Here is a 23,264-nt window from a genome sequence, read left to right on the forward strand (position 1 = left end):
AGCGCCGGTGGCTACCGGGCGGTACATGACGCAGTTCGCCCGGGCCCTGAGCGTGCCGCTGGTGGCGGGCGCTACTGCCGTCGGCGCCCAGTTTCTGCTGCCAGGCTGGCAGGGGTACGGCATGACGTTGGCGCTGTTCGGCCTGGTCGGTCTTTGGGCGCATCGGCGTCTGGGGCAGCAACTGGCACAGATCGTCGCGTGTTCGGGCAATACCTTTGCCGATCCGGTGGTGGCGCTGACCTACAGTGATGCCTTGGGCCCGGCGGCACAATTGCAGTTGATGCTGATCAGCGAAGAGGCCCGGCTGAAAACGGCACTGACGCGCCTGAGCGACCTGGCGGTGCAAATGAGTGAAGCGGCGGGTGACTCCAGTCGCCTGTCCCGGCACACCGAATCATCGTTGCTTGAACAGCGTGCCGAAACCGACATGACTGCAACAGCCATGACTGAAATGGCCGCCTCGATCACCGAGGTGGCGCGTCACGTGCAGGACACTGCGGGCGAAGCGCACACGGCCAGTCAGCTGGCCGGGCAGGGGGGCGCAGTGGTCGGTACGACCCGCGAGGCCATTCAGCTGTTGGCCAGCACTGTCAGTCAGATCAACCAGGCGGTCACCCACCTGGCAGGCCAGACCCAGGATATTTCCCTGGCCGCCGAAGTGATTCAGTCGATTGCCGACCAGACCAACCTACTGGCCCTCAATGCGGCCATCGAAGCCGCCCGCGCCGGTGAGCAGGGTCGGGGGTTTGCCGTGGTCGCCGACGAGGTGCGGGCTTTGGCCGGCAAGACCCGGCAATCGACGGTGCAGATCCAGGGCATCATCCACAGTTTGCGCGCCGGTGCCGATGAGGCGGTGAGCATCGCCAGCCTGGGAATTGACGAGGCGGAGCACGGCGTTGCCCGGGTGCTTGAGGCGCAACAGGCGCTGCAGGGTATCCGAGTGGCGGTGGAGCGCATCAGCGACATGAGCCAGCAAATGGCGGCGGCGTCCCAGGAGCAATCATGCGTGGCGGAGGAGGTCTGCGCGCAAATAAACCGCGTCGCCGGTACGGTGCAGCATACCGCGCAGAATGCCAATGCCGCGGCCAGTCGCGGGGCGGAACTGGAACACATTGCGTTGGGCCTGCGTGCCCTGGTCGAGCGCTTCAACCGCTGACCCGAAAGGTACTCAAGCTTCATGGATGATAATTACCGCGCGGCCGTCGATGCGGCCGCGATCTTTTCCGAGACCGACCTGAGTGGCCGGATCACGTACGTCAACGAACAGTTCTGCAGCATCTCCGGGTACAGCCGCGAAGAGTTGCTGGGCGCCAATCACCGCATTCTCAATTCCGGCCTGCACGATTCGGCGTTTTTCTACGGTATGTGGTGTGCGCTGGTGGCGGGCAAGGTGTGGAAAGGGGAGATCTGCAACCGCGCCAAAGACGGCTCGCTGTACTGGGTCGACAGCACCATGGTGCCACTGATCGACCCGGCCAGTGGCCGGGTGCGCAAGTACGTATCGATCCGCTTCGATGTCACCGAGAAGCGCCAGCTGTTGCACACCCTGCAATGGCGGGTGGGGCACGATGTGCTGACCGGGCTGCCCAACCGCGCCTACCTCTCCGACCTGCTGCAGCAGGCGCTGGAATTCTCGCGCAGCGAAGACAAGCCCTTGGCGGTGTGCATGCTCGACCTGGACGGCTTCAAGGCCGTCAACGATGGCTACGGTCATGCCAGCGGTGACCTGTTGCTGGTGGAGGTGGCCGCGCGCCTGAAGGGCATCTTGCGCGGTGGCGATGCCGTGGCGCGGCTCTCGGGCGACGAGTTCGTGCTGATCCTGCGTCATGTGCAGGCACCGCAAGCGTTGCACGCCGCCCTGGAGCGAGTGCTCAATGCGATCGCTGCGCCTTATGTGATCCGGGAGCGGGAGGTCAGTGTCAGTGCCAGTATCGGCGTGACCCTGTTCCCGGTCGACAACGAAGATGCCGACACTCTGGTGCGCCACGCCGATCAGGCGCTGTACGTCGCCAAGCAGAGCGGACGCAATCGTTATCACCTGTTCGACGTATCGCTGGACCGCGAAGTGAAGGCCACCCACCAGACCGTAGCGCGCGTACGCCAGGCGCTGATCAGTGGCGAGTTGTGCCTGCATTATCAGCCCAAGGTCAATATGCGCACCGGTCAGGTGCTTGGCTTTGAGGCCCTTTTGCGCTGGCAGCATCCGCTCAAGGGCCTGGTGACGCCCGCCGACTTCCTGCCGCTGGTGGAACGCACCGACCTGATCGTCGACATCGGTGAGTGGGTGATTGCCCAGGCGATGGCCCAGATGCAGCAGTGGCAGGTGGCAGGGCACGCCTGGCCGGTGAGTGTGAACATCGCCGCACGGCATTTTCAGCGGGGCGACTTTGTCGAGCGCCTTGAACGCTTGCTGGCCCGCCACCCGGCCGTGGCGCCGCACATGCTCGATCTGGAAATCGTCGAGTCGGTGGCCATCGAGAATATCCAGCGGGTCAGCCAGTGCCTGGAGGCCTGCCAGGCGTTGGGGGTGCAGTTCTCCCTGGACGATTTTGGTACTGGCTACTCGTCCCTGAGCTACCTCAAGCGTCTGCGCACGCGGACGATCAAGATCGACAAGTCGTTCGTGCGCGACATCCTCCATGACCATGACGACCTGGCGTTGACCCAGGCAGTGATCAGCCTCGCCCAGGCCTTCGGGCGCCAGGTGGTCGCCGAGGGGCTGGAGACCGTCGAGCATGGCCTGGTGATGATGGACCTGGGGTGTGACATTGCCCAAGGCTACGGAATTGCCCGGCCAATGCCGCCTGAGGCGGTCATCGAGTGGGAGGCCAACTACGTACAACCGCCGCAATGGCGAGCGGTGGCCGGGTAGGGAAGGGTCTTTACGCATTCTTTATGCCCTGGCCAGGGTCTGCGTCTCGCACCTTTACGGGCATGCTCCGGACAATAACCGTCAGCGGCAAACAGCCGTAAGGACGGAGAGTTTCGATGAGCATTCTGGACGGGGTGTCACTGCTGCTGGCAGTGGCGTTGATGATCTACCTGATGGTCGCGCTGCTGCGCGCCGACCGGGGTTAGGAGCGACCATGCACAGTTACGATTATGCGGTGCTGCTGGCGTTCTTCGCCCTGGTGTTGATCCCGGCGCCCTGGCTCGGGCGCTTCTATTACAAGGTCATGGAAGGCCAGCGCACCTGGCTGTCGCCCGTGCTGGGGCCGGTGGAGCGTGGCTGCTACCGCCTGTCCGGGGTCAATGCCGAGACCGAACAGAACTGGAAGCAGTACACCCTGGCCCTGCTGGCCTTCAACCTCGCCGGCTTCGTGCTGGTGTTTGCTGTGCTCTTGCTGCAGGGCTATCTACCGCTCAACCCGACGCACCTGCCGGGGCAGGAGTGGTCGTTGGCGCTCAATACCGCGGTGAGCTTCGTCACCAACACCAACTGGCAGGCCTACAGCGGCGAAGCGTCGGTAAGCTACCTCAGCCAGATGATCGGCTTGACGGTGCAGAACTTCGTCAGTGCTGCCACCGGCCTTGCCGTGCTGGTTGCGCTGTGCCGGGGCATTGCCCGGCGCTCGGCCAGCACGCTGGGTAACTTCTGGGTCGACATGACTCGCGCGACCCTGTACGGCCTGCTGCCGCTGTGCGTGCTGCTGGCCTTGTTCCTGGTCTGGCAGGGCGTGCCACAAACCTTTGGTGACTACGTCCATGCCGTGACCCTGCAGGGCGTCGACCAGACCCTCCCGCTGGGCCCGGCGGCCAGCCAGATCGCGATCAAGCAACTGGGTACCAATGGCGGCGGCTTCTTCGGTGTCAACTCGGCGCACCCGTTCGAGAACCCGACGGCGTGGAGCAACCTGTTCGAAATGGCCTCGATCATCCTGATTCCGGCGGCCCTGGTGTTCACCTTCGGTCACTACGTCAAGGACCTGCGTCAGAGCCGGTCGATCATTGCCTGCATGCTCGCGCTGTTCCTGATCGGTGGCGGCGCTGCGCTGTGGTCGGAGTACCAGGCCAACCCGGGCCTGAACAACCCGCAGGTCGAGCAGACCGCGCCGCTGGAAGGCAAGGAGAGCCGCTTTGGCACCACCGCCAGCGTGCTCTGGACGGTGACCACCACTGCAGCCTCGAACGGCTCGGTCAACAACATGCATGACAGCCTCAACCCCATTACCGGCATGGTTGCGCTGGTCAACATGATGGTTGGCGAGGTGATTTTCGGCGGCGTCGGGGCCGGTCTCTACGGCATGCTGCTCAACGTGCTGATTGCGGTGTTCCTGGCTGGGCTGATGATTGGCCGCACGCCGGAGTACCTGGGCAAGAAACTGCAAGCGCGGGAAGTGCAGTTGCTGGTGGCGACCCTGCTGGTGATGCCGGTAGGCGTACTGGTTCTGGGAGCCCTGGCAGCCAGCCTGCCGGGCCCGGTGGCCTCGGTTACAAACCCCGGTGCCCATGGCTTCAGTCAGGTGCTGTACGCCTATACCTCGGCCAGTGCCAATAACGGTTCGGCCTTTGCCGGCTTCGGCGCCAACACCACCTTCCACAACCTGATGCTGGGCCTGGGCATGTTGATCGGCCGCTTCGGCTACATCCTGCCGGTGCTGGCCCTGGCGGGCAGTCTGGCAATGAAGAAAAGTGCCCCGCTGGGCGAGAACAGTTTCCCCACCCACGGCCCGCTGTTCGCGACGTTGCTGGTGGTCACCATTCTGTTGATCGGTGGCTTGACCTTCCTGCCGGCCCTGGCTCTGGGCCCGATCACCGAACACCTGAGCCTGGGTTTCTGAGGAGCGAATCATGAACATGCCGATTCCTGAAGTGAAAGCAGTTCCGGCCCCGGCGGCACGGACCACCTTTGCCGCGCTCTGGCGCCCGGCGCTGGTGCAGGCTTTCGTCAAGCTCGACCCGCGTCAGCTCAAACGTTCACCGGTGATGCTGGTGGTAGAGCTGACGGCGATCTTCACCACCGTGTTGTGCTTTGTGCCCGACACTGCCGTACCCACCACAGTGGCCATGCAGATTGCCTTGTGGTTGTGGTTCACGGTGTTGTTCGCCAACTTTGCCGAAGCCCTGGCAGAAGGGCGCGGCAAGGCCCGCGCCGACAGCCTCAAGGCCGGTAGCCAGGGCCTGAGTGCGCGGCGTCGCAACGCCTCGGGTAGCTTCGAGATCGTGCCGGCGACCAACCTGCGCAAAGATGATGTGGTCAAGGTGCTGGCCGGCGAGATGATCCCCAGCGACGGTGAAGTGCTTGAAGGCATTGCTGCCGTCAACGAGGCGGCGATCACCGGTGAGTCCGCGCCGGTGATCCGTGAGTCCGGTGGTGACCGCTCGGCGGTGACCGGTAACACCCGGCTGGTTTCCGACTGGTTGCTGATCCGCATCACCAGCAACCCGGGCGAGTCGACTCTGGACCGCATGATCGCTCTGGTCGAAGGCGCCAAGCGCCAGAAGACGCCCAACGAGATCGCTCTGGACATCCTGCTGATCGGCCTGACCATGATCTTTCTGGTGGTCGTGGTGACCCTGCAACCGTTCGCGCACTTTGCCGGTGGCAGCATCCCGCTGGTGTTCCTGGTGGCGCTGCTGGTGACCTTGATTCCCACCACCATCGGTGGCCTGCTGTCGGCCATCGGCATTGCCGGCATGGATCGCCTGGTACGCCTGAACGTGATTGCCCGCTCTGGTCGCGCCGTGGAAGCGGCCGGTGATGTACATGTGCTGATGCTCGACAAGACCGGCACCATCACCTTTGGTAACCGCCGCTGCAGCGCCTTGCACGCCGCTCCCGGTATCACCTCCAAAGAACTGGGCGAGGGCGCCTTGCTGGCCTCGCTGGCCGACGACACCGCCGAGGGCAAGTCGATTGTCGAGTACCTGCGTCAATTGCACGACTTCGACGAGCCGGCGGCTGATCAACTGACCCCTGTGGCCTTCAGTGCCGAGACGCGCCTGTCCGGCGTTGATTACCAGCAACGTCGATTCCGCAAGGGCGCGGTGGATTCGGTGCTGGCATTTGTCGGTATGCAGCGGCTGGAGCTGCCGGCGCCATTGTCCCGTGAGGTGGACAAGATCGCCCAGAGCGGCGGCACCCCGTTGCTGGTCTGTGTCGACAAGCGCCTGTTGGGGGTGATTCACCTCAAGGACGTGGTCAAGCCGGGAATCCGCGAGCGCTTTGCCGAGCTGCGCAAGCTGGGCATCCGCACCGTGATGGTCACCGGTGACAACCCGCTGACCGCTGCCGCGATTGCCGCCGAAGCCGGGGTCGACGATGTGCTGGCCGAAGCCACCCCGGAGAAGAAGCTCGCGCGCATTCGTCAGGAGCAGAACGATGGGCGTCTGGTCGCCATGTGCGGCGACGGCGCCAACGATGCTCCGGCGCTGGCCCAGGCGGATGTCGGCATGGCCATGAACGACGGCACCCAGGCAGCCCGCGAGGCCGCCAACATGGTCGACCTGGACAGCGACCCGACCAAACTGCTGGACGTGGTACAGGTCGGCAAAGAGCTGCTGGTGACCCGCGGCGCCTTGACCACTTTCTCGATTGCCAACGACGTGGCCAAGTACTTCGCGATCCTGCCGGCACTGTTTGCGGCGATCTATCCACAGCTGGGTGTGCTCAACCTGATGCGCCTGAACAGTCCGCAGAGCGCGATCCTTTCGGCCATCGTCTTCAACGCGCTGATCATCGTCGTGCTGATTCCGCTGGCCCTGCGCGGCGTGCGCGTGCAGGCCGCGAGTGCTGCCCACCTATTGCGCCGCAACCTGCTGATCTACGGCGTGGGCGGGCTGCTGGTGCCGTTCGCCGGGATCAAGCTGATCGACATGTTGCTCACCGCTTTGCACCTGGTCTGATACCAAGGAGATGACCATGACAACTTATCTACGTCCGGCCACAAGCCTGATCCTGCTGATGACCCTGATCACTGGTGCGGTGTACCCGCTGGTGGTCACCGGGGTGGCGCAGGTGGCGTTCCCCGAACAGGCCAACGGCAGCTTGCTGCGCGATGACCAGGGCCAGGTACGCGGCTCGCTGCTGATCGCCCAGGCGTTCAAGGGCGATGCCTGGTTCCATTCGCGGCCCTCGGCGGCAGACTTTGCCACCGTCGCCAGTGGTGCCAGCAACCTGGCACCGAGCAACCCGGCGCTGGCCCAGCGCATCAACGACAGCGCCGCACAGCAGTACCTCGAGGCACAGGGCGCGGTGCCGCTGGACCTGCTGACCACCTCCGGCAGTGGCCTGGACCCGCACCTGTCACCTGCAGCCATTGCCTATCAGCTGCCACGCGTGGCGGCAGCGCGACAGCTTGCCACAGAGGCCTTGCAAGCGCTGGTCGAGCAGTCCACCCTGCAGCCATTGATCGGCCCGCCGGTGGTCAACGTGCTGGCTTTGAACGCCGCGCTCGAGCGGCTGGCCCCGGCTTCGAAATAAGGACACACGGTGAGCGATAGCAACTCCGAACGCGCTGATGCGTTGTTGGCCGGCCTGCCGCGCGAAGGGCGCGGCAGGCTCAAGGTGTTTCTCGGGGCAGCGCCGGGGGTGGGCAAGACCTACGCCATGCTCCAGGCTGCCCACGCCCAGGTGCGCCAGGGCGTGCAGGTACTGGCGGCGGTGGTCGAGACCCATGGCCGGGCCGAAACCGAATCGCTGCTCGGTGGCCTTGCGCAACAACCCCTGGTGCGCTCGGAATACCGGGGTGTGCAGCTCGAAGAAATGGACCTGGACGGCCTGCTCAAGGCTTCGCCGCAACTGGCCCTGGTCGACGAGCTGGCCCACAGCAATGCGCCCGGCAGTCGTCACGCCAAACGCTGGCAGGATGTGCAGGAACTGCTGGCGGCGGGTATCGATATCTACACCACGGTCAACGTCCAGCACCTGGAAAGTCTCAACGACCAGGTACGCGGCATCACCGGTGTGCAGGTACGGGAAACGCTGCCGGACTGGGTGCTGCAGGAAGCCTTCGAGCTGGTCCTGATCGACCTGCCTCCGCGTGAATTGCTGGAGCGTTTGCGTGAAGGCAAGGTGTATGTACCCGAACAGGCGCGGGCAGCAATCGATGCCTTTTTCAGCCAGACCAATCTCACCGCCTTGCGCGAGCTGGCCATGCAGACGGCGGCGGCCCGGGTTGATGCCGACCTGGCGCACGGTTACCGTCAGCTCGGCCAGGACGCCCCTTCGTTACGTGGACGGTTGCTGGTCGGGGTCGATGGCGATGCCCAGGCCGAGCGCCTGGTGCGTCACGCCAGCCGGGTGGCGCAACGCCGTCATCTGCCCTGGAGCCTGGTGCATGTGGACAACGGCAAGTTGCGCGACGAAGCCGCCCGCCAGCGTCTGCAGGCGGCTCAGCAACTGGCTGAGCGCCTGGGCGGGGAGGTGGTTGTGCTGCGTGCCGGCGAGGTGGCCAAGACGTTGATCCAGCACGCGCTGGAGCGTCGCGCCAACCTGGTACTGGTCGGCCAGTCCCGTGACCGTCTGCGTCGGCGGCTGTTTGGTGCCGGTGTGGCCACGCGCTTGTTGCGCGAGGCCCATGGCCTGGAAGTCAACGTACTTGACCGTGACGATCGGCCTGAGCCGCCGAGTGCTGCAGTGAAGAAGGTCTGGGTCTGGAGGCATTACCTGCTGGCACTCGCCGCTACCGTGCTGGCAGCGGGCATTTCCTGGGGGGTTTCCGGTGTCCTGGCGTTGCCGAACATCTCGCTGGTGTTTCTTGCCGCGGTGTTGCTGGTCGCCGTGCGCAGTAGTCTTGGCCCGGCCCTGGCTTGTGCGGCGATGTCGTTCCTGACCTATGACTTTTTGTTCATTCCGCCGAACTTCTCCTTCGCCATCCAGCGCGAGGAAGATGTGCTTACGTCATTGTTCTTCCTGTTGATGGCGGCGCTCACCGGTAACCTGGCGGCGCGCCAGCGTCGGCAATTGCAGGCACTGCGCGAAACCCAGGAACAGACCAACCAGTTGCTCGAGCTGTCGCGCAAGCTGACCGCCGCCACCGATCGCCAGGCTGTGTTCAACGCCGCCGGGCAACACCTCGATGGCTGGAATGATTTGCAGGTGTGCCTGCTTGAGCGCGATGTGGAAGGCCGCCTGCAAGTTGCCAGTGCGGGCAGCGTACAGTTCAGTGACAACGAGCGGGCTGCCGCCGACTGGGCCTGGCAGCACGGCCAGGAAGCAGGCCTTGGCAGTGATACGTTGCCCAATGGCCGTTGGTGGTGGTGGCCGTTATCAGTAGAAGAGCAACCCCTGGCGTTGTTGGGCGTGCGCCCACGTCAGGGGCAGAATCTCAGCCCGCAGCGCCGCCGCTTGCTCAAGTCCTTGAGCCAGCCACTGGCTCAGGCATTGGCCCGGGCGCGTCTGGCCGAGCAACTGGAGGCCGCGCGCCTGCATGGTGAAACCGAGCAACTGCGCAGCGCGTTGCTCGCGTCGGTGTCGCATGACCTGCGCACGCCGCTGACGGCCATGCGCGGCAGTATCGACAGCCTGTTGGCGCTGGGCGAGGCTATTCCCCAGGCGGACCGTCAGGAGCTGCTCGAAGGCACGCGCAACGAAGCCGAGCGCCTGGACCGTTACATCCAGAACCTGCTGGACATGACGCGCCTGGGCCATGGCGGGCTGAAGCTGGCCCGCGACTGGGTGGCACCCACCGATATCGTTGGCAGCGCACTCAACCGCTTGCGCGTGGTGCTGGCGCCGTTGCAGGTCACCACCGAGGTGCCCGCTGATCTGCCGCTGCTGTTCGTGCATGCCGCCTTGATCGAGCAGGCGCTGGTCAATGTACTGGAAAACGCGGCGCGCTTTTCGCCCGCCAATGGCCGCCTGCAACTACAGGTGTCGACAGGCGATGGCCAGTTGCGTTTTGCCGTCAGCGACGAGGGACCGGGTATTCCGGCGGCCGATCGCGAGAAAATCTTCGACATGTTCTACACCGCTGCGCGTGGCGATCGAGGCGGGCAGGGCACGGGCCTTGGCCTGGCGATCTGCCAGGGCATGATCGGTGCACATGGCGGGCATATTCTGGTGGACGAGGGTATCGATGGTCAGGGTACGTGCATCACATTATGCTTGCCGCTCCCGACCCAGCCCGAACCCGAAAGCGAAGCCCCATGAGCCAGATCGCAACCCTGCTGGTCATCGATGATGAACCCCAGATCCGCAAGTTCCTGCGTATCAGCCTGAGCTCCCAGGGCTACAAGGTCGTGGAGGCCGCCACGGGCGCCGAAGGCCTGGCGCAGGCCGCGCTGGCCCGGCCTGACCTGGTGGTGCTCGACCTGGGCCTGCCGGACATGGACGGGCAACAGGTGCTGCGCGAGTTGCGTGAATGGAGTGCGGTGCCGGTGCTGGTGCTGTCGGTGCGCGCCAGTGAAGTCCAGAAGGTCGAGGCGCTGGACAGTGGTGCCAACGACTACGTGACCAAGCCGTTCGGCATTCAGGAGTTTCTTGCGCGGGTGCGGGCCCTGCTGCGTCAGGCGCCTCAGGCCGCCGCCACGGATGTTGCACCGAGCTTTGGGCCGTTGACGGTCGACCTGGCCTTTCGCAAGGTCACCCTCGACGGTGTCGAGGTTGCCTTGACCCGCAAGGAGTACGCCCTGTTGGCACAGCTGGCGACGTACCCCGGGCGGGTAATCACCCAGCAGCAGTTGCTCAAGGACATCTGGGGGCCGACCCATGTCGATGACAGCCATTACCTGCGGATTGTCGTGGCGCATGTGCGCCAGAAACTGGGCGATGACCCCACGGCCCCGCGCTTCATCATCACTGAGCCCGGAGTAGGGTATCGGTTGGTAGCGCCGGAATAGGGCCCCACAATCTGTGTAGGAGCTGGCGAAGCCTGCGATCGGGCGCGAAGCGGTCGCAGGCCCATGCAACCAACACCGGGCCTGGCGTCAGCGCCGTTCCGCCTCATAGTTATCCAGCGTATCCCGGGCAATCTCCCGCCCAAGGGCGATCAGCTCCGGCGCTTTGTAAAACTCGAAGAACCGGCACACACGCTTGGGCACGTTGATCAGGATATCCGGCGGGTAACCGGCGATCTTGTACTGGGCCAGTGACGTCTGCATCACTTCAAAGCTCTGGTTGATCAGGTCGAGCAACGAGGCCGGGCCGACGTTGTCGATGATGAAGGAGCCCGCGGCCGACTTCGGTGCGCCGGCGCTTTCCGGCGCTGCGGCCGGTTGTTGTGCTTCCGGGTCGGCCGCATCGCTGAGCCAGGGGTTGGGGATCTGCGCCGCCTCCGGTTTAAGCACTTGTTCGATACGCATCAGTTGTTCGGCCTGCTTGCGCCTGAACGGCAGGTGCGAGCCAAGTGAGCTGATCAGGTTGTCAAAGCGCAACTTGAACGCGGGCGGTCGCTCGATTACCGGGAGCTGGTACTGCTTCTGGTTGGTCGAGTTGAGGTTGACTGCAATGATCAGGTCGCAGTGGCTGGACACTACCGGGATGATGGGCAAGGGGTTGAGGATGCCGCCGTCGACCAGCATGCGGTTGCCTTGCACCACGGGGGTGAACAGGCTGGGGATGGCGGCCGAGGCGCGCATGGCCTGGTGCAGGCAGCCTTCCTGAAACCAGATCTCCTGCTGGTTGGTCAGGTCGGCAGCGACAGCGGTGTACGGAATGCGCAGGGACTCGATGTTGACCTCTCCGACGATTTTACGGATCTGCCCGAAAACCTTTTCGCCGCGAATCGCGCCCAGGCGAAAACTGACATCCACCAGCCGCAACACATCGAGGTAGTCCAGGCTCTCAATCCAGTTGCGGTACTCATCCAGCTTGCCGGCGGCATAGATGCCGCCGATGACGGCCCCCATGGAACACCCGGCAACACAGGCGATGTCATAGCCACGGCGCTCAAGTTCTTCGATCACCCCGATGTGCGCATACCCTCGGGCCCCGCCCGAGCCCAGCACTAATGCCACGCGTTTGCTCATGATGGCTCCTGGTCGTTGTGCTGCATTGGTCTAACAATGCGCTCATTCAGGTCTGTGCTTCAATCGTCATGCGCACTGCGCTACGCTCTTGAGGGCACTTTTATTCTTTGTTGCCGTCGAACGCGCCACTTCGAACTTTTTTTTAAGGAATCTGTGATGAAAGCCTGGATCTGCCTGCCCTTGATTGCCTTGGCCCTGACCGGTTGTGCGGGCAAGACTGCGTTTCGCGACAGTTGCGCCAATCAACTGGATTCGGCCTGGAAAGAGCTTGACCTCGCCAAGGCTGAAGGTTTCGCCGGTACGGTAAGCTACTCCAAGGCCTTGTCGTTGCTGACCGGTGCCAAAACCCAGCAACAGTTCGAAGCTTTCGAAGGTTGCAGCAACAAGGCTGAAAAAGCCCGGTTCTACATCCGTGAATCCCGCGCCGGTCGTTGATACAGGAGACCACCATGTCGGCCATGCTCGACCATGTAATTGCGCAGGTGCTGGCCCTGCAGGTTCGCCTGCTGGCCTGTCAGGCACGCCTGGCGGCTGACACCGACAGCGAGGCCCTGCATGACTTGCGCATTGCCACACGGCGCTTGCGTAGCGTGCTGCGGCCACTGCGGGAACTGCCGGGAGTCGAGCAACTTGAACGTGCGGCACAAGCGTTGGGCAACTTGACCACCCCCCTGCGGGATCGCGAGGTGCTGGCAGCTCAATTGCTCAAGCGTAATCAGCCGCAAGCCGCGCAGGTGCGCCTGGCGAATCGTCGCCAGACCTTCGCCAGCGTCGCCGAGAGCGCGGAACTGGCTCGCCTGCTGGCGATTGTCGATGCCTTTCCGGTGTTTTTGCGTGCAGCTGAACGCGAGGGCCTGACTCGCAACTTGCACAAACGCATCGACAAGCGCCTGGAAAAACAGTGGAAGCAACTGCGTGTAGCGCTGGCTGATCCTGCCCATGATCGCCATCGCCTGCGTTTACTGATCAAGCGTGTGCGTTACGCGGCCGAGGCCTATCCGCAGCTGGAGCATGCCAGCAAGCGGCTGCAGCGTGTCCTTAAAAGCGCCCAGAGCGATCTCGGCAGCTGGCATGACCTGTTGCAATGGCTGCTGCAGGCCGAGCAACAGCCGGACCTGGCGCCTTGTGTCGAGCATTGGCAGGCGCAACTGCGTGGAGCGGAGCAACTGGCGGATGTCACCCTGGAGCGCCTGCAAGCGTTACTGGCGCAACGATAAGCCGCTGATATGGCCGAAATGCGGGCTGTCGCTTCAGGATTGGCTGGTTAAGATCAGACTTTTCCCACGGATGAAGCCGGCATGAATTTTTCGCAATTACTCAAGGAAGTCCGCCTGCATCCCCAGGCGGTGTCCATTCCTGCCAGCTGGGCCCAGGGGCGTGCCTGTTTCGGTGGCGTGATGGCTGCCCTGTTGTACGAAACCATGCGTGCCAAAACCTCGCCCGGCCGCCCGGTGCGCTCCCTGGCAATTACCTTTGTCGGGCCGGCCGAGCCGGATGTGCCGATCAGTTTTGAAGTGGAACTGCTGCGTGAAGGCAAAGCGGTCAGTTCACTATTGGGCCGCGCGGTACAAAACGGCCAGGTGGTGACGCTGATGCAGGGCAGCTTTGGTGGCGGGCGCAGCTCGGAGATCGATGTTCCGGCACTGCCTGCGCTGGAAATGAGCAGCCTGGAAGCGGCTTCGCCCGCGCTCCCGTACATCAAAGGCATCACCCCGGACTTTATGCAGCATGTGTCGCTGCGCTGGGCAATTGGCGGCATTCCGTTCAGCAACACCCCCTCGCGCAACATGGGCGGCTGGGTGCGCCTGCGTGACGAGGGCGGTGATGAAACACTGAGTGAAGCGCACTTGCTGGCACTGGTAGACGCCTGGCCATCGACATTGCTGTCGCACCTGAAAAAGCCAGCTGCGGCCAGCACCCTGACCTGGACCGTCGAGTTCATTCAGCCGGTACCCAGCCTGACTACCCTGGACTGGTGCCGGTACTGCGCGCAGACCGAGCATGCCCGCGATGGTTACGGGCATGCGGCAGCGGCCCTGTGGACCGCACAGGGCGAGTTGCTGGCGATCAGCAGGCAGACGGTGACGGTCTTTGCCTAGTGGCGATGACGGTCCCGCCAGGCGCGCCACCAGGCACCGCTGAGGACAAAGCGCGGGAAGGTAATGAACTGCTCCACCAGTAACCGGCCGATGGCGTCCTTGCGGTCGCTGAACGGTTCCGGTTGCTGCGCTTCCAGCCGGTGGCCCTGGCGCTGCATGCCCAGGCCTGCGATCAGGGCGATAACGCCGACGGCCAGTTGCCCCAGATCCAGTGAGAACAGTCCGGACAGCACCAGTAACACGCCGAGAATGAACAGCGGCACGGCGATCAGGTGCAGCACCAGGTTGGTCGGGTTGCGGTGGTTATGGTGGTAGCCACGCCATTGCCAGGCGTGCAGGTTGGGTAAGCGTTTGTTCATGAGCTGTTCCTCAGGCTACTGTCTGAAGAATAGTGCGGCCCCCGGCAGGGGGCCAATGAGCGCCAGCTATCGGGATTATAGTTTGAGCTGACCAATGGCTTTGCTCAGTTCGCCTGCCAGGGTCGCCAGTTCGCTACTGGTGGTCGCCGAGTCGACGGTCTGCTGCACAGTTTCTTCGGTGACGTCACGAATGCTCACCACGGCCCGGTTCATTTCTTCTGCCACCTGGCTTTGTTGTTCGGCGGCCACGGCGATCTGCGTATTGCTTTCACGCATCTGCGCCACGGCGCTGGTGATCTCTGCCAGGGCAGCCCCGGCTTCCTGCGCCTGCTGAACGCAATCGTCGGCCTTGAACGAGCTTTCCTGCATGAAGTCCACGGCGTCACGGGTGCCGGCTTGCAGGGCCGAGACCATGGTGGTGATCTCATCTGTCGAAGCCTGCACGCGTTTAGCCAGGTTGCGCACCTCATCGGCGACCACGGCAAAGCCGCGGCCCAGGTCGCCGGCGCGGGCGGCTTCGATGGCTGCGTTGAGGGCCAGCAGGTTGGTCTGTTCGGCAATGCTGTGAATGACGCCGACCACGCCGTTGATCTTCTGGCTGTCTTCGGCCAGCTGCCGAATCATCTCGGCGGTCTGCTGAACGCCGCTGGACAGGCCGGAAATCGAGGTCTGTACCCGGCTGACCACCGCCTGGCCGCTGCCAGCCAGGGTGTCGGCGGACTGCGACAAATCGCGTGTGGCGCCCGCATGCTGGGCGATGTGATAGACCGTGGCCGACATCTCGTTGATGGCGGTGGCGGCCTGATCGGTTTCGCTTTGCTGGCCGAGCATGCCATGGCGCACTTCGCTCATGCTCGCGGCCAGGCGGGCGGCACCGGAGTCCAGTTGCGCAGCGGTGCGGGCCACGGTGGTGACCACGCGATGGTAGGTGGTCTGCATGGCGTTGAAGGCACTGGCCATCTGGCCGACCTCGTCGCCGCAGGCCAGGGGCACTCTGGCCGACAAGTCGCCGGTCTTCTCCACATGCAGCATCACATCCTTGAGGGTGTTGAGCTGGCTGAGCAGAAAGCGGATGAGCAACTGCGAGGCACAGAGCATGGCAAGCATCAGGATCAGCACGCACACCGCGTAGTTGGTGAAGCGGTCGGTAAACACCTGGAGCAGGCTGGGGGAGGGCGCCAGCACCGCGATCTGCAGGCCGTCGCGGCTGATCACCTGAGCGCCGCTGACGGGGTCGGTGCCCGTCAGTGCCAGGCCTTGTAGCTCGACCCAGCCTTGGGCTTTAGCCAATGCCTGGAGCGAGTCGCCCGCATAAACAGGCGCCTGTCCGGCAGGGTATTTCAGCCACAAGGGATTGTTCGGCAGCGGTTGCCCGGCGGGCCAGGCTGCCAGCAGTTGCGCCTCGGCCCTGGCTTTGGCCTGCGCATCCTGTGCGCGGGCCTGTTGCTCAAGGTGCACGGCATACAGCACCAGGAACAGGGTGGTAACGAAGGCCACCGCATTGACGGCCCAAAACTTGTATTTCAGGGAGATATTGCTAAGCCAGGCACCCATAGAAGGTCTTCTCTGATTGAGCTAACGCATTGTTGGCAAGGTGCCATCATTGTGCCGGGCCGTGCAGAGAAGCTTGTTGATATGCGTCAAATAATCGCGGGCAGGTTAAAGAACGTGCGTGCGCAGGCCGTCGTATGGGCTGCCAGCTCTTCAATGCTTTCGCCCCGGTGCAGGGCGACTTCGCGCAGCACTTCCGTGAGAAATGCCGGTTCGTTGCGGCCACTTTTCGGTTTGGGTCGCAGGGTGCGTGGCAGCAGGTAAGGCGCATCGCTTTCCAGCATCAGGCGACCGCGGGGAATGCTGGCAACCAGTGGGTGCAGGTGTGTACCGCGGCGCTCGTCGCAGATCCAGCCGGTGATGCCAATGTGCAGGTCGAGGTCGAGGTAGCCGAACAGCGCCTCGCGCTCACCGGTAAAACAGTGCACCACGGCTGCGGGCAAGTGGTCACGATAATCCTTGAGGATCGCCAACAGTCGCTCGCTGGCATCGCGCTCATGCAGAAACACCGGCATTTGTAGTTCGACCGCCAGGGCCAGTTGTGCTTCCAGGGCTTTTTCCTGTAGCGGGCGCGGGGAAAAGTCACGGTTGAAATCCAGGCCGCATTCGCCCACCGCCCGCACCCGGGGCTGCTCCAGCAGCGCACGCATGTGCCGGCTGCTGTCGGCGTTCCAGTGGCTGGCGTCGTGGGGGTGTACACCCGCGGTGCTGAACAGTCGCTGGGCACTTTCATCCAGCTGAATGCACAGCTCCAGCGCCTCCTCGCTGCCCTGCAAGCTGGTGCCGGTGACCATCATTTGCAGGACGCCGGCAGCCTCGGCGCGCTCGATAATGGCCTGGTGCTTTTCGGCAAAACTTGGGTTGGTCAGATTGACGCCGATGTCGATGAGTTGCATGGTGCTACCTCAGGCCGGGGGCCGGCCAGCATAACAAAGCTCGACGAAATTCGATAAATCCAAGAACTTCAACGAGTTGTCGTGGTCTTTTGCGGTCTTTTGTCATGTATTGACTGCAAACTATGACGTCAACCACACACGCGCGGACCTTGAAACGGATGACCCGAGCGCTGTTTTTGTTGATTGTGCTGAGCCTGGGGCTGCTGTCGGCAGGGCCGGTCAGCGCGCGCCTGCCCGGGCCGCAACAGACCGTGTCCAAGACCCAGGTCCGCGACCTGGCGCAGATCCGCAGTAGCCGGGTGCTCAAGGTGCTGGTCAACCAGAGCCGTAACAGCTCCGGTGAAGTCAAGGGCGAGCCGGTGGGCGTTGAGTACCATCGCCTGCGTGCCTTTGAACACTACCTCAATGGTCGCGCCCGCGACGGCGAGGAAATCCGCCTTAAAATCATTCCCCGCGCCAAGGACCAGCTTCTGGCCGCCTTGCAGCGCGGCGAAGCCGATCTGGTCGCGCCAGGCGAGCTGCTGGACCCGACCTCCACCCGCGGCCTGGTGGCCAGCGATCCGGTGGTCGACAACGTGCCGATGGTGCTGGTGGGGCGCAAGGGTGAGCGCAGTTATCAGCGGGTGGAACAGTTGTCCGGCCGCACCCTGGCGCTGACCAGCGCCAGTGCCGCAGGCGACACCCTGCATGAAATCAACCAGAAGCTGGCCCTGCGCAAATTGCCGCCGATCAAGGTGGAATGGGTCGATCCGACGCTGGCGGTGGAAGATGTACTGGAAATGGTCCAGGCCGGTATCTTCCATTTGACCGTCGTCGAGCAGCCGATTGCCGAGCGCTGGGCGCGGGTGATGCCCAAGCTGCGGGTCGAACGCAAGGTGCAGGTGGCGGCGCCTGAGGCGATGCGCTGGTATGTGCGGCGCGATGCGGTGATGCTGCATGCCACGGTCGATCGCTTCCTGCAGGGTTATCGGCCGCCGGAAAACCAGGATGCAGCTTTCGAACGTATCTATCGACGTCTGTACCGGGTGCACAATCCGTTGGCCCGCACCGACCGTAAACGCCTGGAGGCCCTGCGTCCGGTGTTGCAACGCCATGCCGCCGAACAGAACATCGACTGGCTGAACCTGGCCGCGGTGGCCTTCAAGGAATCCTCGCTCAACCCTTCGGCCCGCGGCGCCGGGGGCACCCACGGGTTGATGCAGATTACCCCTAGCGCGGCGCAGCGGGTGGGGGTGAGCAATATCAGCAATGTCGACGGTAACGTCCAGGCCAGTGCCCGTTACATGGCGCTGATCCGGCGCAAATTCTTTTCCAGCAACCAGCTCAACGAGCGTGAGCGCATGGCCTTTACCCTGGCCGCCTACAACCTGGGCCCGGAGCGCGTCCAGGCGATGCGCGCCGAAGCCCGGCGCCGCGGCCTCAATGGCAATCAATGGTTCTTCCAGACCGAACGCATTGCCATGGAGCAGGTGGGCATGGGGCCGGTCAGCTACGTCAACAGTGTGAACAAATACTTCCTGGCCTTTGACCGCGAACGCGCGTCACTGGAGCCGCAAGGGCGTAAGGTGGCGGGTCGTAAATAATCTAATTTATTGATTGTTATCTCGCAAAAATTGCGATTTTAACATTTGTGGATTTGATTAATATGGCGCCCATACCTACTCAACACCCCTAAGGAAGCGTCATGAACACCCATTACCTGAACATCGTATTCGCCAGCCGTGCCAGCTGGGGCCTAAGCGTCATTCGGATCATCGTCGGCATCATTTTCATGGCCCATGGCGCGCAAAAGCTCTTTGGCCTGTTTGGCGGTGGCGGGCTTGCCGGAACTGCGCAGTTCATGGAGAGCCTGGGCCTGGCACCGGGACTGCTGATGGCACTGTTGTCGGGCAGTGCGGAGTTTTTTGGTGGCCTGGCACTGGTGATTGGCCTGCTGGTGCGTCCAGCCGCATTGGCCCTGACCGTGACGCTGGTGGTGGCGATCTTTTCTGCCCACATCGGTAATGGTCTTTTCATGGCCAACAATGGCTACGAGTTTGCCCTGGCGCTTATGGCGGGCACGGTGGCAGTGATGATTGAAGGTGCAGGTAAAGCCTCGCTGGATCGGCTAATCGCACGCTGAGTTCATACCCCCGACTAAAGGCGGCCTGCAGGGCCGCCTTTTTTGTATCCGCTTATGTTGACATCCGCCCCGCAGCTTCTCTAGGATGCTGACTTGCGCCGATTTAAACAGCTACTTGCGGGGCGCAGGAGAACCTCCCCCGGTTCACCGAATACCGCTAAAGCGCTGGTTCGGTGACGCCTCCCACCGCAGCCCAGCGGGATCTGCGAGGCGGAGAAATACTCCATGAGTTGTCCACGTACCAGTGTCTGTCTGACTCCCTTGCCTGCAAGCCAGGCCACTCGTGTGCCGCGCATCCTGCTGGGTGGTAGCCACCAACCTACACTCCTGCGATACCTGGATGGCTGGCCGCGCCGCAAGGGCAGCGCCACTGCATTCCTGATCCAGTTTGCCGACAACCGCACTCCGCTTGGCCAGTTCGCCAACGACCGGTTTGATCTGGCGGTGATCCAGTCCCCCAGCGCCGAAGACGCCATCGAAGTGATCGGCCACCTGACCCGGGTTGCCCGGCAAGGTCTGATTACCCGCGGCTGAGCAAAACGTCGTCGCGTTACCTTCAGGCGCCTTCCGGTTTGTCCGGCTGGCCGTAGGTAACGCTGTTGATGTACCAGGTGGCCTCGCCGCCAGGCGTCTGTACTACCACTTCGTCATCCTTGCCTTTTTTCAGCAGTGCGCGGGCCATCGGCGAATCGATCGAGATGTAGTCGTTGCGCCCGTAGATCTCGTCGTAGCCCACGATCCTGAATTTCTTCAGCTCGCCCTCGTCATTTTCGATTTCCACCCAGGCACCAAAGAACACCTTGCCTTCCTGCTCGGGGGAGTAGTCGACGACTTTCGCGTCTTCCAGGCGTTTACGCAGGTAGCGTACCCGCCTGTCGATCTCGCGAAGCAGCTTCTTGTTGTACTGGTAGTCGGCGTTTTCGCTACGGTCTCCGAGCGAAGCGGCCCAGGCGACCTTGGCGGTGATCTCCGGGCGGTAGGTACGCCACAGATGATCCAGCTCGCTTTTCAGTGCCTCGTAGCCTTCTCGGGTGATGATGTTGGTAGCCAAGCGTTGTCCTTAATAGAGCGGTGGCGAGGGCATGCTCAGGGGTGTCCACGATAGCTCATCGCGGGCAACTGTTCAGCTCTCGCGCAGCACTTTCAGCGGGCTGGCATTGAGCGCCCGGCGGGTGCCAAAGACCCCGGCACCGCCAATCAGCAGCGCACCGATTACCGGTAACAACAGCAGCCACGGGTGCGGGCTCCAGCTCAGGTCGAAGGCGTACCGGTACAGCAGCAGGGTAATCAGCTCACAACCAATGGCAGCAAGCAGGCCGCTGGCAGCACCCAGCAAGCCGAACTCGATGCGTCGGGCTTTGATCAGCAGGCTGCGCCCGGCGCCCAGGGCGCGTAGCAGGGCACCTTGGCGAATGCGTTCGTCGAGGGTGGCCTGCAAACCGGCAAACAGCACGGCCAGCCCGGCAGCCAGGACAAACAGCAGCACATACTCCACCGCCAGGGTGACCTGGGCGAGGATGCTGCGCAGTTGTGCCAGCAGTGCGTCGACCTGCAGCAGGGTCACTGCCGGGAATGCACGAGACAGCGCGACGACCTGCTGGTCGTGCCCGGGGGCGAGGAAGAAGCTGGTCAGGTAGGTGGTGGGCAGGCCCTGCAGGGTGCCCGGCTGGAAGATCATGTAGAAATTGGGCTGGAAGCTGTCCCAGTTGACGGTACGCAGGCTGCTGACCACGGCCTTGCGTTGCTCGCCGCCGATGCTGAAGGTCAGCTGATCGCCCAGCTTGAGCTTGAGGCTCTGGGCCAGCTCGGTTTCGACCGAAACGCCGGGCAGGTGGGTGTCTGCAGCCGGTTCGCGCAGCCACCACTGGCCCTCGGTCAAGGCATTGCCCTGGGGCAGGTCGGCCGCCCAGGTCAGGCTCAGGTCGCGCTGTACAGCACGGTCGCCGGTGGATTCCTTGCTGACGATCTGTTGCACCGCCTGGCCGTTGATTTCCGTCAGGCGCCCCGGGATCACCGGATACAGCGGTGCTGCTTCGGCGGAGAACTCGTTCAGGCGCTCGGCGAAGGTGTTCTTGTCGTCGGGCAGGATGTTCAGGGCGAAGTAGTTCGGCGCGTCCTTGGGCAGCTGGTTTTGCCAGGTGTCGAGCAGCTCGGCCCGCAACAGGGCGATCAGGGCCATGGCCAGCAGGATCAGGCCGAAGGCGAGGGATTGTCCGGCAGCGGCCAGCGGGTGGCGTAGCAATTGCCCCAGGCCCAGGCGCCAGGCCAGTGGCGAACCGGCCAGCAGCCGCCGCAGGCTGCGCAGGCCAAGCAGCAACAGGCCGCCGAGCAGTACCGCCGCCACCAGGCCGCCGCCGAGCAGGGCAAAGGTCAGCAGCAGATCCAGGCTCAACCGCCACATGATCAGGCCCAGCGCCAGCAGTGCGGCACCGTAGACCAGCCAACTGCTGGGCGGCACGGGTAACAGGTCGCGGCGCAGTACCCGCAAGGGGGGTACCCGGCCCAGCGCCGCCAGCGGTGGCAGGGCGAAACCGGCCAGAGCCACCAGACCGGTGGCGATGCCGGCCAGGGCCGGTGCCAAGCCGCCGGCAGGAATTTGGGTGGGCATCAGGCCTTGCAGCAGCTTGAACAAGCCAAGCTGGGCCAGCCAGCCGAGCAGGGCGCCGCCGAGTGCGGCCAGGCTGCCGAGTATGGCCAGCTGCAGGCAGAACAGGCCCAGCGCCTGACGGCGGGAAAGGCCCAGGCAACGCAACAGGGCGCTGGCATCGAAGCGGCGGGTGGCGAACCGGCTGGCTGACAGGGCCACGGCCACACCGGCCAGCAACACAGCGACAAGGCTGGCCATGTTCAGGTAGCGCTCGGCCTTGCCCAGCGCGCCGCCGATCTGCCGGTTGCCGTCACGGGAGTCCTGCAGGCGCTGATTGGGGGCCAGGTGCGTGCTGACACTGTCCCGGTAGCTGGCCAGTGCATCGGGTTCGCCCCGCCAGAGGTCACGGTAGGTCACCCGGCTTCCGGGTTGCACGACACCGGTCGCCTCAAGGTCGGCGAGGTTGATCAGCACGCGTGGCGTCAGGCTGTAGAAGTTGCCGGCACGATCGGGCTCGTAGGTCAGCACGCGACTCAGGCGCACGGTCTTCATGCCAACATCGATACTGTCGCCGATCTTCAGGTCCAGGGCGGCCAGCAGACGCGGCTCGACCCAGGCCTCGCCCGGTGCCGGCCCGCCACCGCTGGTCTCGCTGGCATAGGGTTCGGCAGCACTGCGCAGCGCTCCACGCAGCGGGTAGGCACTGTCGGCAGCCTTGATGCTCGACAACTGGATACCGTTGTCGGTGGCGATCACGCTGGAGAATTCGACCACCTGAGCGTGGACCAACCCGGCAGCCGTGCCCTTGGCAATCTGCTCGGGCTGGGCGGGAGAGCTGCCCTGCAACACCAGGTCGGCACCCAGGAACTCGGTGGCCCGCAGCAGCATCGCGCCATTGAGGCGTGCGCCGAAGTAACCGATGGCAGTACTGGCCGCCACTGCTACCAGCAGGGCGAAAAACAGCACGCGTAACTCACCGGCGCGGGCATCGCGCAGGAGCTGGCGTAACGCCAGGGCCAGCAAGCGGATAAACGGCAGACGGGCCATCAAGGCTCCAGCGGCGCGACCAGGTGGCCGGCGTCCAGGCGAATGAGACGACGGCAGCGTTGAGCCAGGCGTTCGTCATGGGTAACCAGCACCAGGGTGGTGCCGCGTTCCTTGTTCAGATCAAATAGCAGGTCGCTGATGCGTTCGCCGGTGTGGCTGTCGAGGTTTCCGGTAGGTTCATCGGCGAACAGCACCGCGGGTTCGGCGGCGAAGGCGCGGGCGATCGCTACCCGTTGCTGCTCGCCGCCGGAAAGCTGGCGCGGTGAGTGGCTCAGGCGCTGGCCCAGGCCGACGCGCTCAAGCAGGGAGCGGGCATGCTCGCGGGCATCGCGGCGACCGTCCAGCTCCAGAGGCAACATGACATTTTCGAGGGCATTGAGGCTGTCGAGCAGCTGGAACGACTGAAAGACAAAGCCGACATGCTCGGCGCGTATCCGCGCTCGCTGGTCTTCATCCAGCTGGCCGAGGTCGTGACCGGAGAGGGTCACCGAGCCGGCACTGGGCAGATCGAGGCCGGCGAGCAAACCGAGCAGGGTGGATTTCCCCGAACCCGAGGCACCGACAATGGCCAGGCTGTCACCCTGTTTCAATTCCAGCGAGAGTTCGTGCAGGATGGTCAGGTCGCCTTCCGCGCTGGGAACCACTTTGCTAAGGTTGCGCGCACTGAGAATGCTGGGGCCCATGGAGAATCCG

General features: G+C 63.7%; 21 protein-coding genes. 14 read left to right on the top strand and 7 right to left on the bottom strand.

Annotated elements, in window-relative coordinates; genetic code table 11:
* Positions 1 to 121: 121 nt before the first annotated feature.
* From DM813_RS16925 to DM813_RS16960, 8 genes are all read left to right on the top strand, one after another.
* The gene (locus tag DM813_RS16925; protein WP_431311995.1) at positions 122 to 1,156 is read left to right on the top strand and encodes a methyl-accepting chemotaxis protein; all 1,035 of its coding nucleotides are present in this window, start codon (positions 122 to 124) and stop codon (positions 1,154 to 1,156) included.
* A 21-nt stretch (positions 1,157 to 1,177) separates the two neighbouring features.
* On the top strand, positions 1,178 to 2,872 hold the full coding sequence (locus tag DM813_RS16930; RefSeq protein ID WP_128324535.1) for a putative bifunctional diguanylate cyclase/phosphodiesterase: 1,695 nt from the start codon (positions 1,178 to 1,180) through the stop codon (positions 2,870 to 2,872).
* Positions 2,873 to 2,988: 116 nt separating this feature from the next.
* Entirely contained in the window at positions 2,989 to 3,078 is a 90-nt protein-coding gene (kdpF, locus tag DM813_RS16935; RefSeq protein ID WP_105642480.1) for a K(+)-transporting ATPase subunit F, read from the top strand.
* Positions 3,079 to 3,086: 8 nt separating this feature from the next.
* On the top strand, positions 3,087 to 4,781 hold the full coding sequence (gene kdpA / locus DM813_RS16940; RefSeq protein ID WP_128324536.1) for a potassium-transporting ATPase subunit KdpA: 1,695 nt from the start codon (positions 3,087 to 3,089) through the stop codon (positions 4,779 to 4,781).
* 10 nt (positions 4,782 to 4,791) lie between these two features.
* Positions 4,792 to 6,846, top strand: a complete 2,055-nt coding sequence (gene kdpB, locus DM813_RS16945; protein WP_128324537.1) for a potassium-transporting ATPase subunit KdpB — start codon at positions 4,792 to 4,794, stop codon at positions 6,844 to 6,846.
* A gap of 16 nt (positions 6,847 to 6,862) precedes the next feature.
* Positions 6,863 to 7,423, top strand: a complete 561-nt coding sequence (gene kdpC / locus DM813_RS16950; protein WP_128324538.1) for a potassium-transporting ATPase subunit KdpC — start codon at positions 6,863 to 6,865, stop codon at positions 7,421 to 7,423.
* A 9-nt stretch (positions 7,424 to 7,432) separates the two neighbouring features.
* The gene (locus DM813_RS16955) at positions 7,433 to 10,093 is read left to right on the top strand and encodes a sensor histidine kinase (protein ID WP_128324539.1); all 2,661 of its coding nucleotides are present in this window, start codon (positions 7,433 to 7,435) and stop codon (positions 10,091 to 10,093) included.
* Entirely contained in the window at positions 10,090 to 10,782 is a 693-nt protein-coding gene (locus DM813_RS16960; RefSeq protein WP_128324540.1) for a response regulator, read from the top strand. Before DM813_RS16955 ends, DM813_RS16960 begins: the two co-directional genes overlap by 4 nt.
* An 87-nt stretch (positions 10,783 to 10,869) precedes the next feature.
* Here the strand turns inward: DM813_RS16960 and DM813_RS16965 are convergent, their stop codons facing one another.
* The gene (locus tag DM813_RS16965; RefSeq protein WP_128324541.1) at positions 10,870 to 11,910 is read right to left on the bottom strand and encodes a patatin-like phospholipase family protein; all 1,041 of its coding nucleotides are present in this window, start codon (positions 11,908 to 11,910) and stop codon (positions 10,870 to 10,872) included.
* Positions 11,911 to 12,066: 156 nt separating this feature from the next.
* Here DM813_RS16965 and DM813_RS16970 point away from each other — a divergent pair, with 156 nt between their 5' ends.
* From DM813_RS16970 to DM813_RS16980, 3 genes are all read left to right on the top strand, one after another.
* Entirely contained in the window at positions 12,067 to 12,345 is a 279-nt protein-coding gene (locus DM813_RS16970; RefSeq protein ID WP_128324542.1) for a hypothetical protein, read from the top strand.
* A 14-nt stretch (positions 12,346 to 12,359) separates the two neighbouring features.
* Positions 12,360 to 13,127 (top strand): CHAD domain-containing protein, encoded by a 768-nt coding sequence (locus DM813_RS16975; RefSeq protein ID WP_128324543.1) that lies wholly within the window; start codon positions 12,360 to 12,362, stop codon positions 13,125 to 13,127.
* An 81-nt stretch (positions 13,128 to 13,208) separates the two neighbouring features.
* Positions 13,209 to 14,009, top strand: coding sequence for an acyl-CoA thioesterase (locus DM813_RS16980; RefSeq protein ID WP_128324544.1), 801 nt, complete (start codon positions 13,209 to 13,211; stop codon positions 14,007 to 14,009).
* Here DM813_RS16980 and DM813_RS16985 read toward each other — a convergent pair.
* The 3 genes from DM813_RS16985 to DM813_RS16995 all read right to left on the bottom strand — a co-directional run bounded on the left by DM813_RS16985 (position 14,006) and on the right by DM813_RS16995 (position 16,815).
* Positions 14,006 to 14,368 carry an Mpo1-like protein gene (locus DM813_RS16985; RefSeq protein WP_128324545.1) on the bottom strand — a complete coding sequence of 121 codons (363 nt, stop codon included), beginning with the start codon at positions 14,366 to 14,368 and terminating at the stop codon, positions 14,006 to 14,008. The two genes, DM813_RS16980 and DM813_RS16985, sit on opposite strands and share 4 nt — an antisense overlap.
* A 75-nt stretch (positions 14,369 to 14,443) precedes the next feature.
* The gene (locus DM813_RS16990) at positions 14,444 to 15,922 is read right to left on the bottom strand and encodes a methyl-accepting chemotaxis protein (protein WP_128324546.1); all 1,479 of its coding nucleotides are present in this window, start codon (positions 15,920 to 15,922) and stop codon (positions 14,444 to 14,446) included.
* 86 nt (positions 15,923 to 16,008) lie between these two features.
* Entirely contained in the window at positions 16,009 to 16,815 is an 807-nt protein-coding gene (locus DM813_RS16995) for a TatD family hydrolase (protein WP_128324547.1), read from the bottom strand.
* Between the two features lie 158 nt (positions 16,816 to 16,973).
* Between DM813_RS16995 and DM813_RS17000 the strand changes: the two genes are divergently transcribed.
* The 3 genes from DM813_RS17000 to DM813_RS17010 all read left to right on the top strand — a co-directional run bounded on the left by DM813_RS17000 (position 16,974) and on the right by DM813_RS17010 (position 19,471).
* On the top strand, positions 16,974 to 18,398 hold the full coding sequence (locus tag DM813_RS17000; protein WP_128324548.1) for a transglycosylase SLT domain-containing protein: 1,425 nt from the start codon (positions 16,974 to 16,976) through the stop codon (positions 18,396 to 18,398).
* A 101-nt stretch (positions 18,399 to 18,499) separates the two neighbouring features.
* A complete protein-coding gene (locus DM813_RS17005; RefSeq protein WP_128324549.1) occupies positions 18,500 to 18,937 on the top strand; it encodes a DoxX family protein in 438 nt (145 codons plus the stop codon).
* 225 nt (positions 18,938 to 19,162) lie between these two features.
* Positions 19,163 to 19,471: a hypothetical protein gene (locus DM813_RS17010; RefSeq protein ID WP_128324550.1), complete on the top strand. Its 309-nt coding sequence runs from the start codon at positions 19,163 to 19,165 to the stop codon at positions 19,469 to 19,471.
* A gap of 22 nt (positions 19,472 to 19,493) precedes the next feature.
* Here the strand turns inward: DM813_RS17010 and greB are convergent, their stop codons facing one another.
* The 3 genes from greB to DM813_RS17025 all read right to left on the bottom strand — a co-directional run bounded on the left by greB (position 19,494) and on the right by DM813_RS17025 (position 23,254).
* Positions 19,494 to 19,988: a transcription elongation factor GreB gene (gene greB / locus DM813_RS17015; RefSeq protein WP_128324551.1), complete on the bottom strand. Its 495-nt coding sequence runs from the start codon at positions 19,986 to 19,988 to the stop codon at positions 19,494 to 19,496.
* Positions 19,989 to 20,060: 72 nt separating this feature from the next.
* Entirely contained in the window at positions 20,061 to 22,571 is a 2,511-nt protein-coding gene (locus DM813_RS17020; RefSeq protein ID WP_128324552.1) for an ABC transporter permease, read from the bottom strand.
* On the bottom strand, positions 22,571 to 23,254 hold the full coding sequence (locus DM813_RS17025) for an ABC transporter ATP-binding protein (RefSeq protein WP_128324553.1): 684 nt from the start codon (positions 23,252 to 23,254) through the stop codon (positions 22,571 to 22,573). The genes DM813_RS17020 and DM813_RS17025 overlap by 1 nt, the downstream gene beginning before the upstream one ends.
* Positions 23,255 to 23,264 lie beyond the last annotated feature (10 nt).

The organism is Pseudomonas alkylphenolica (assembly GCF_004025535.1).
GTDB lineage: Bacteria > Pseudomonadota > Gammaproteobacteria > Pseudomonadales > Pseudomonadaceae > Aquipseudomonas > Aquipseudomonas alkylphenolica_A.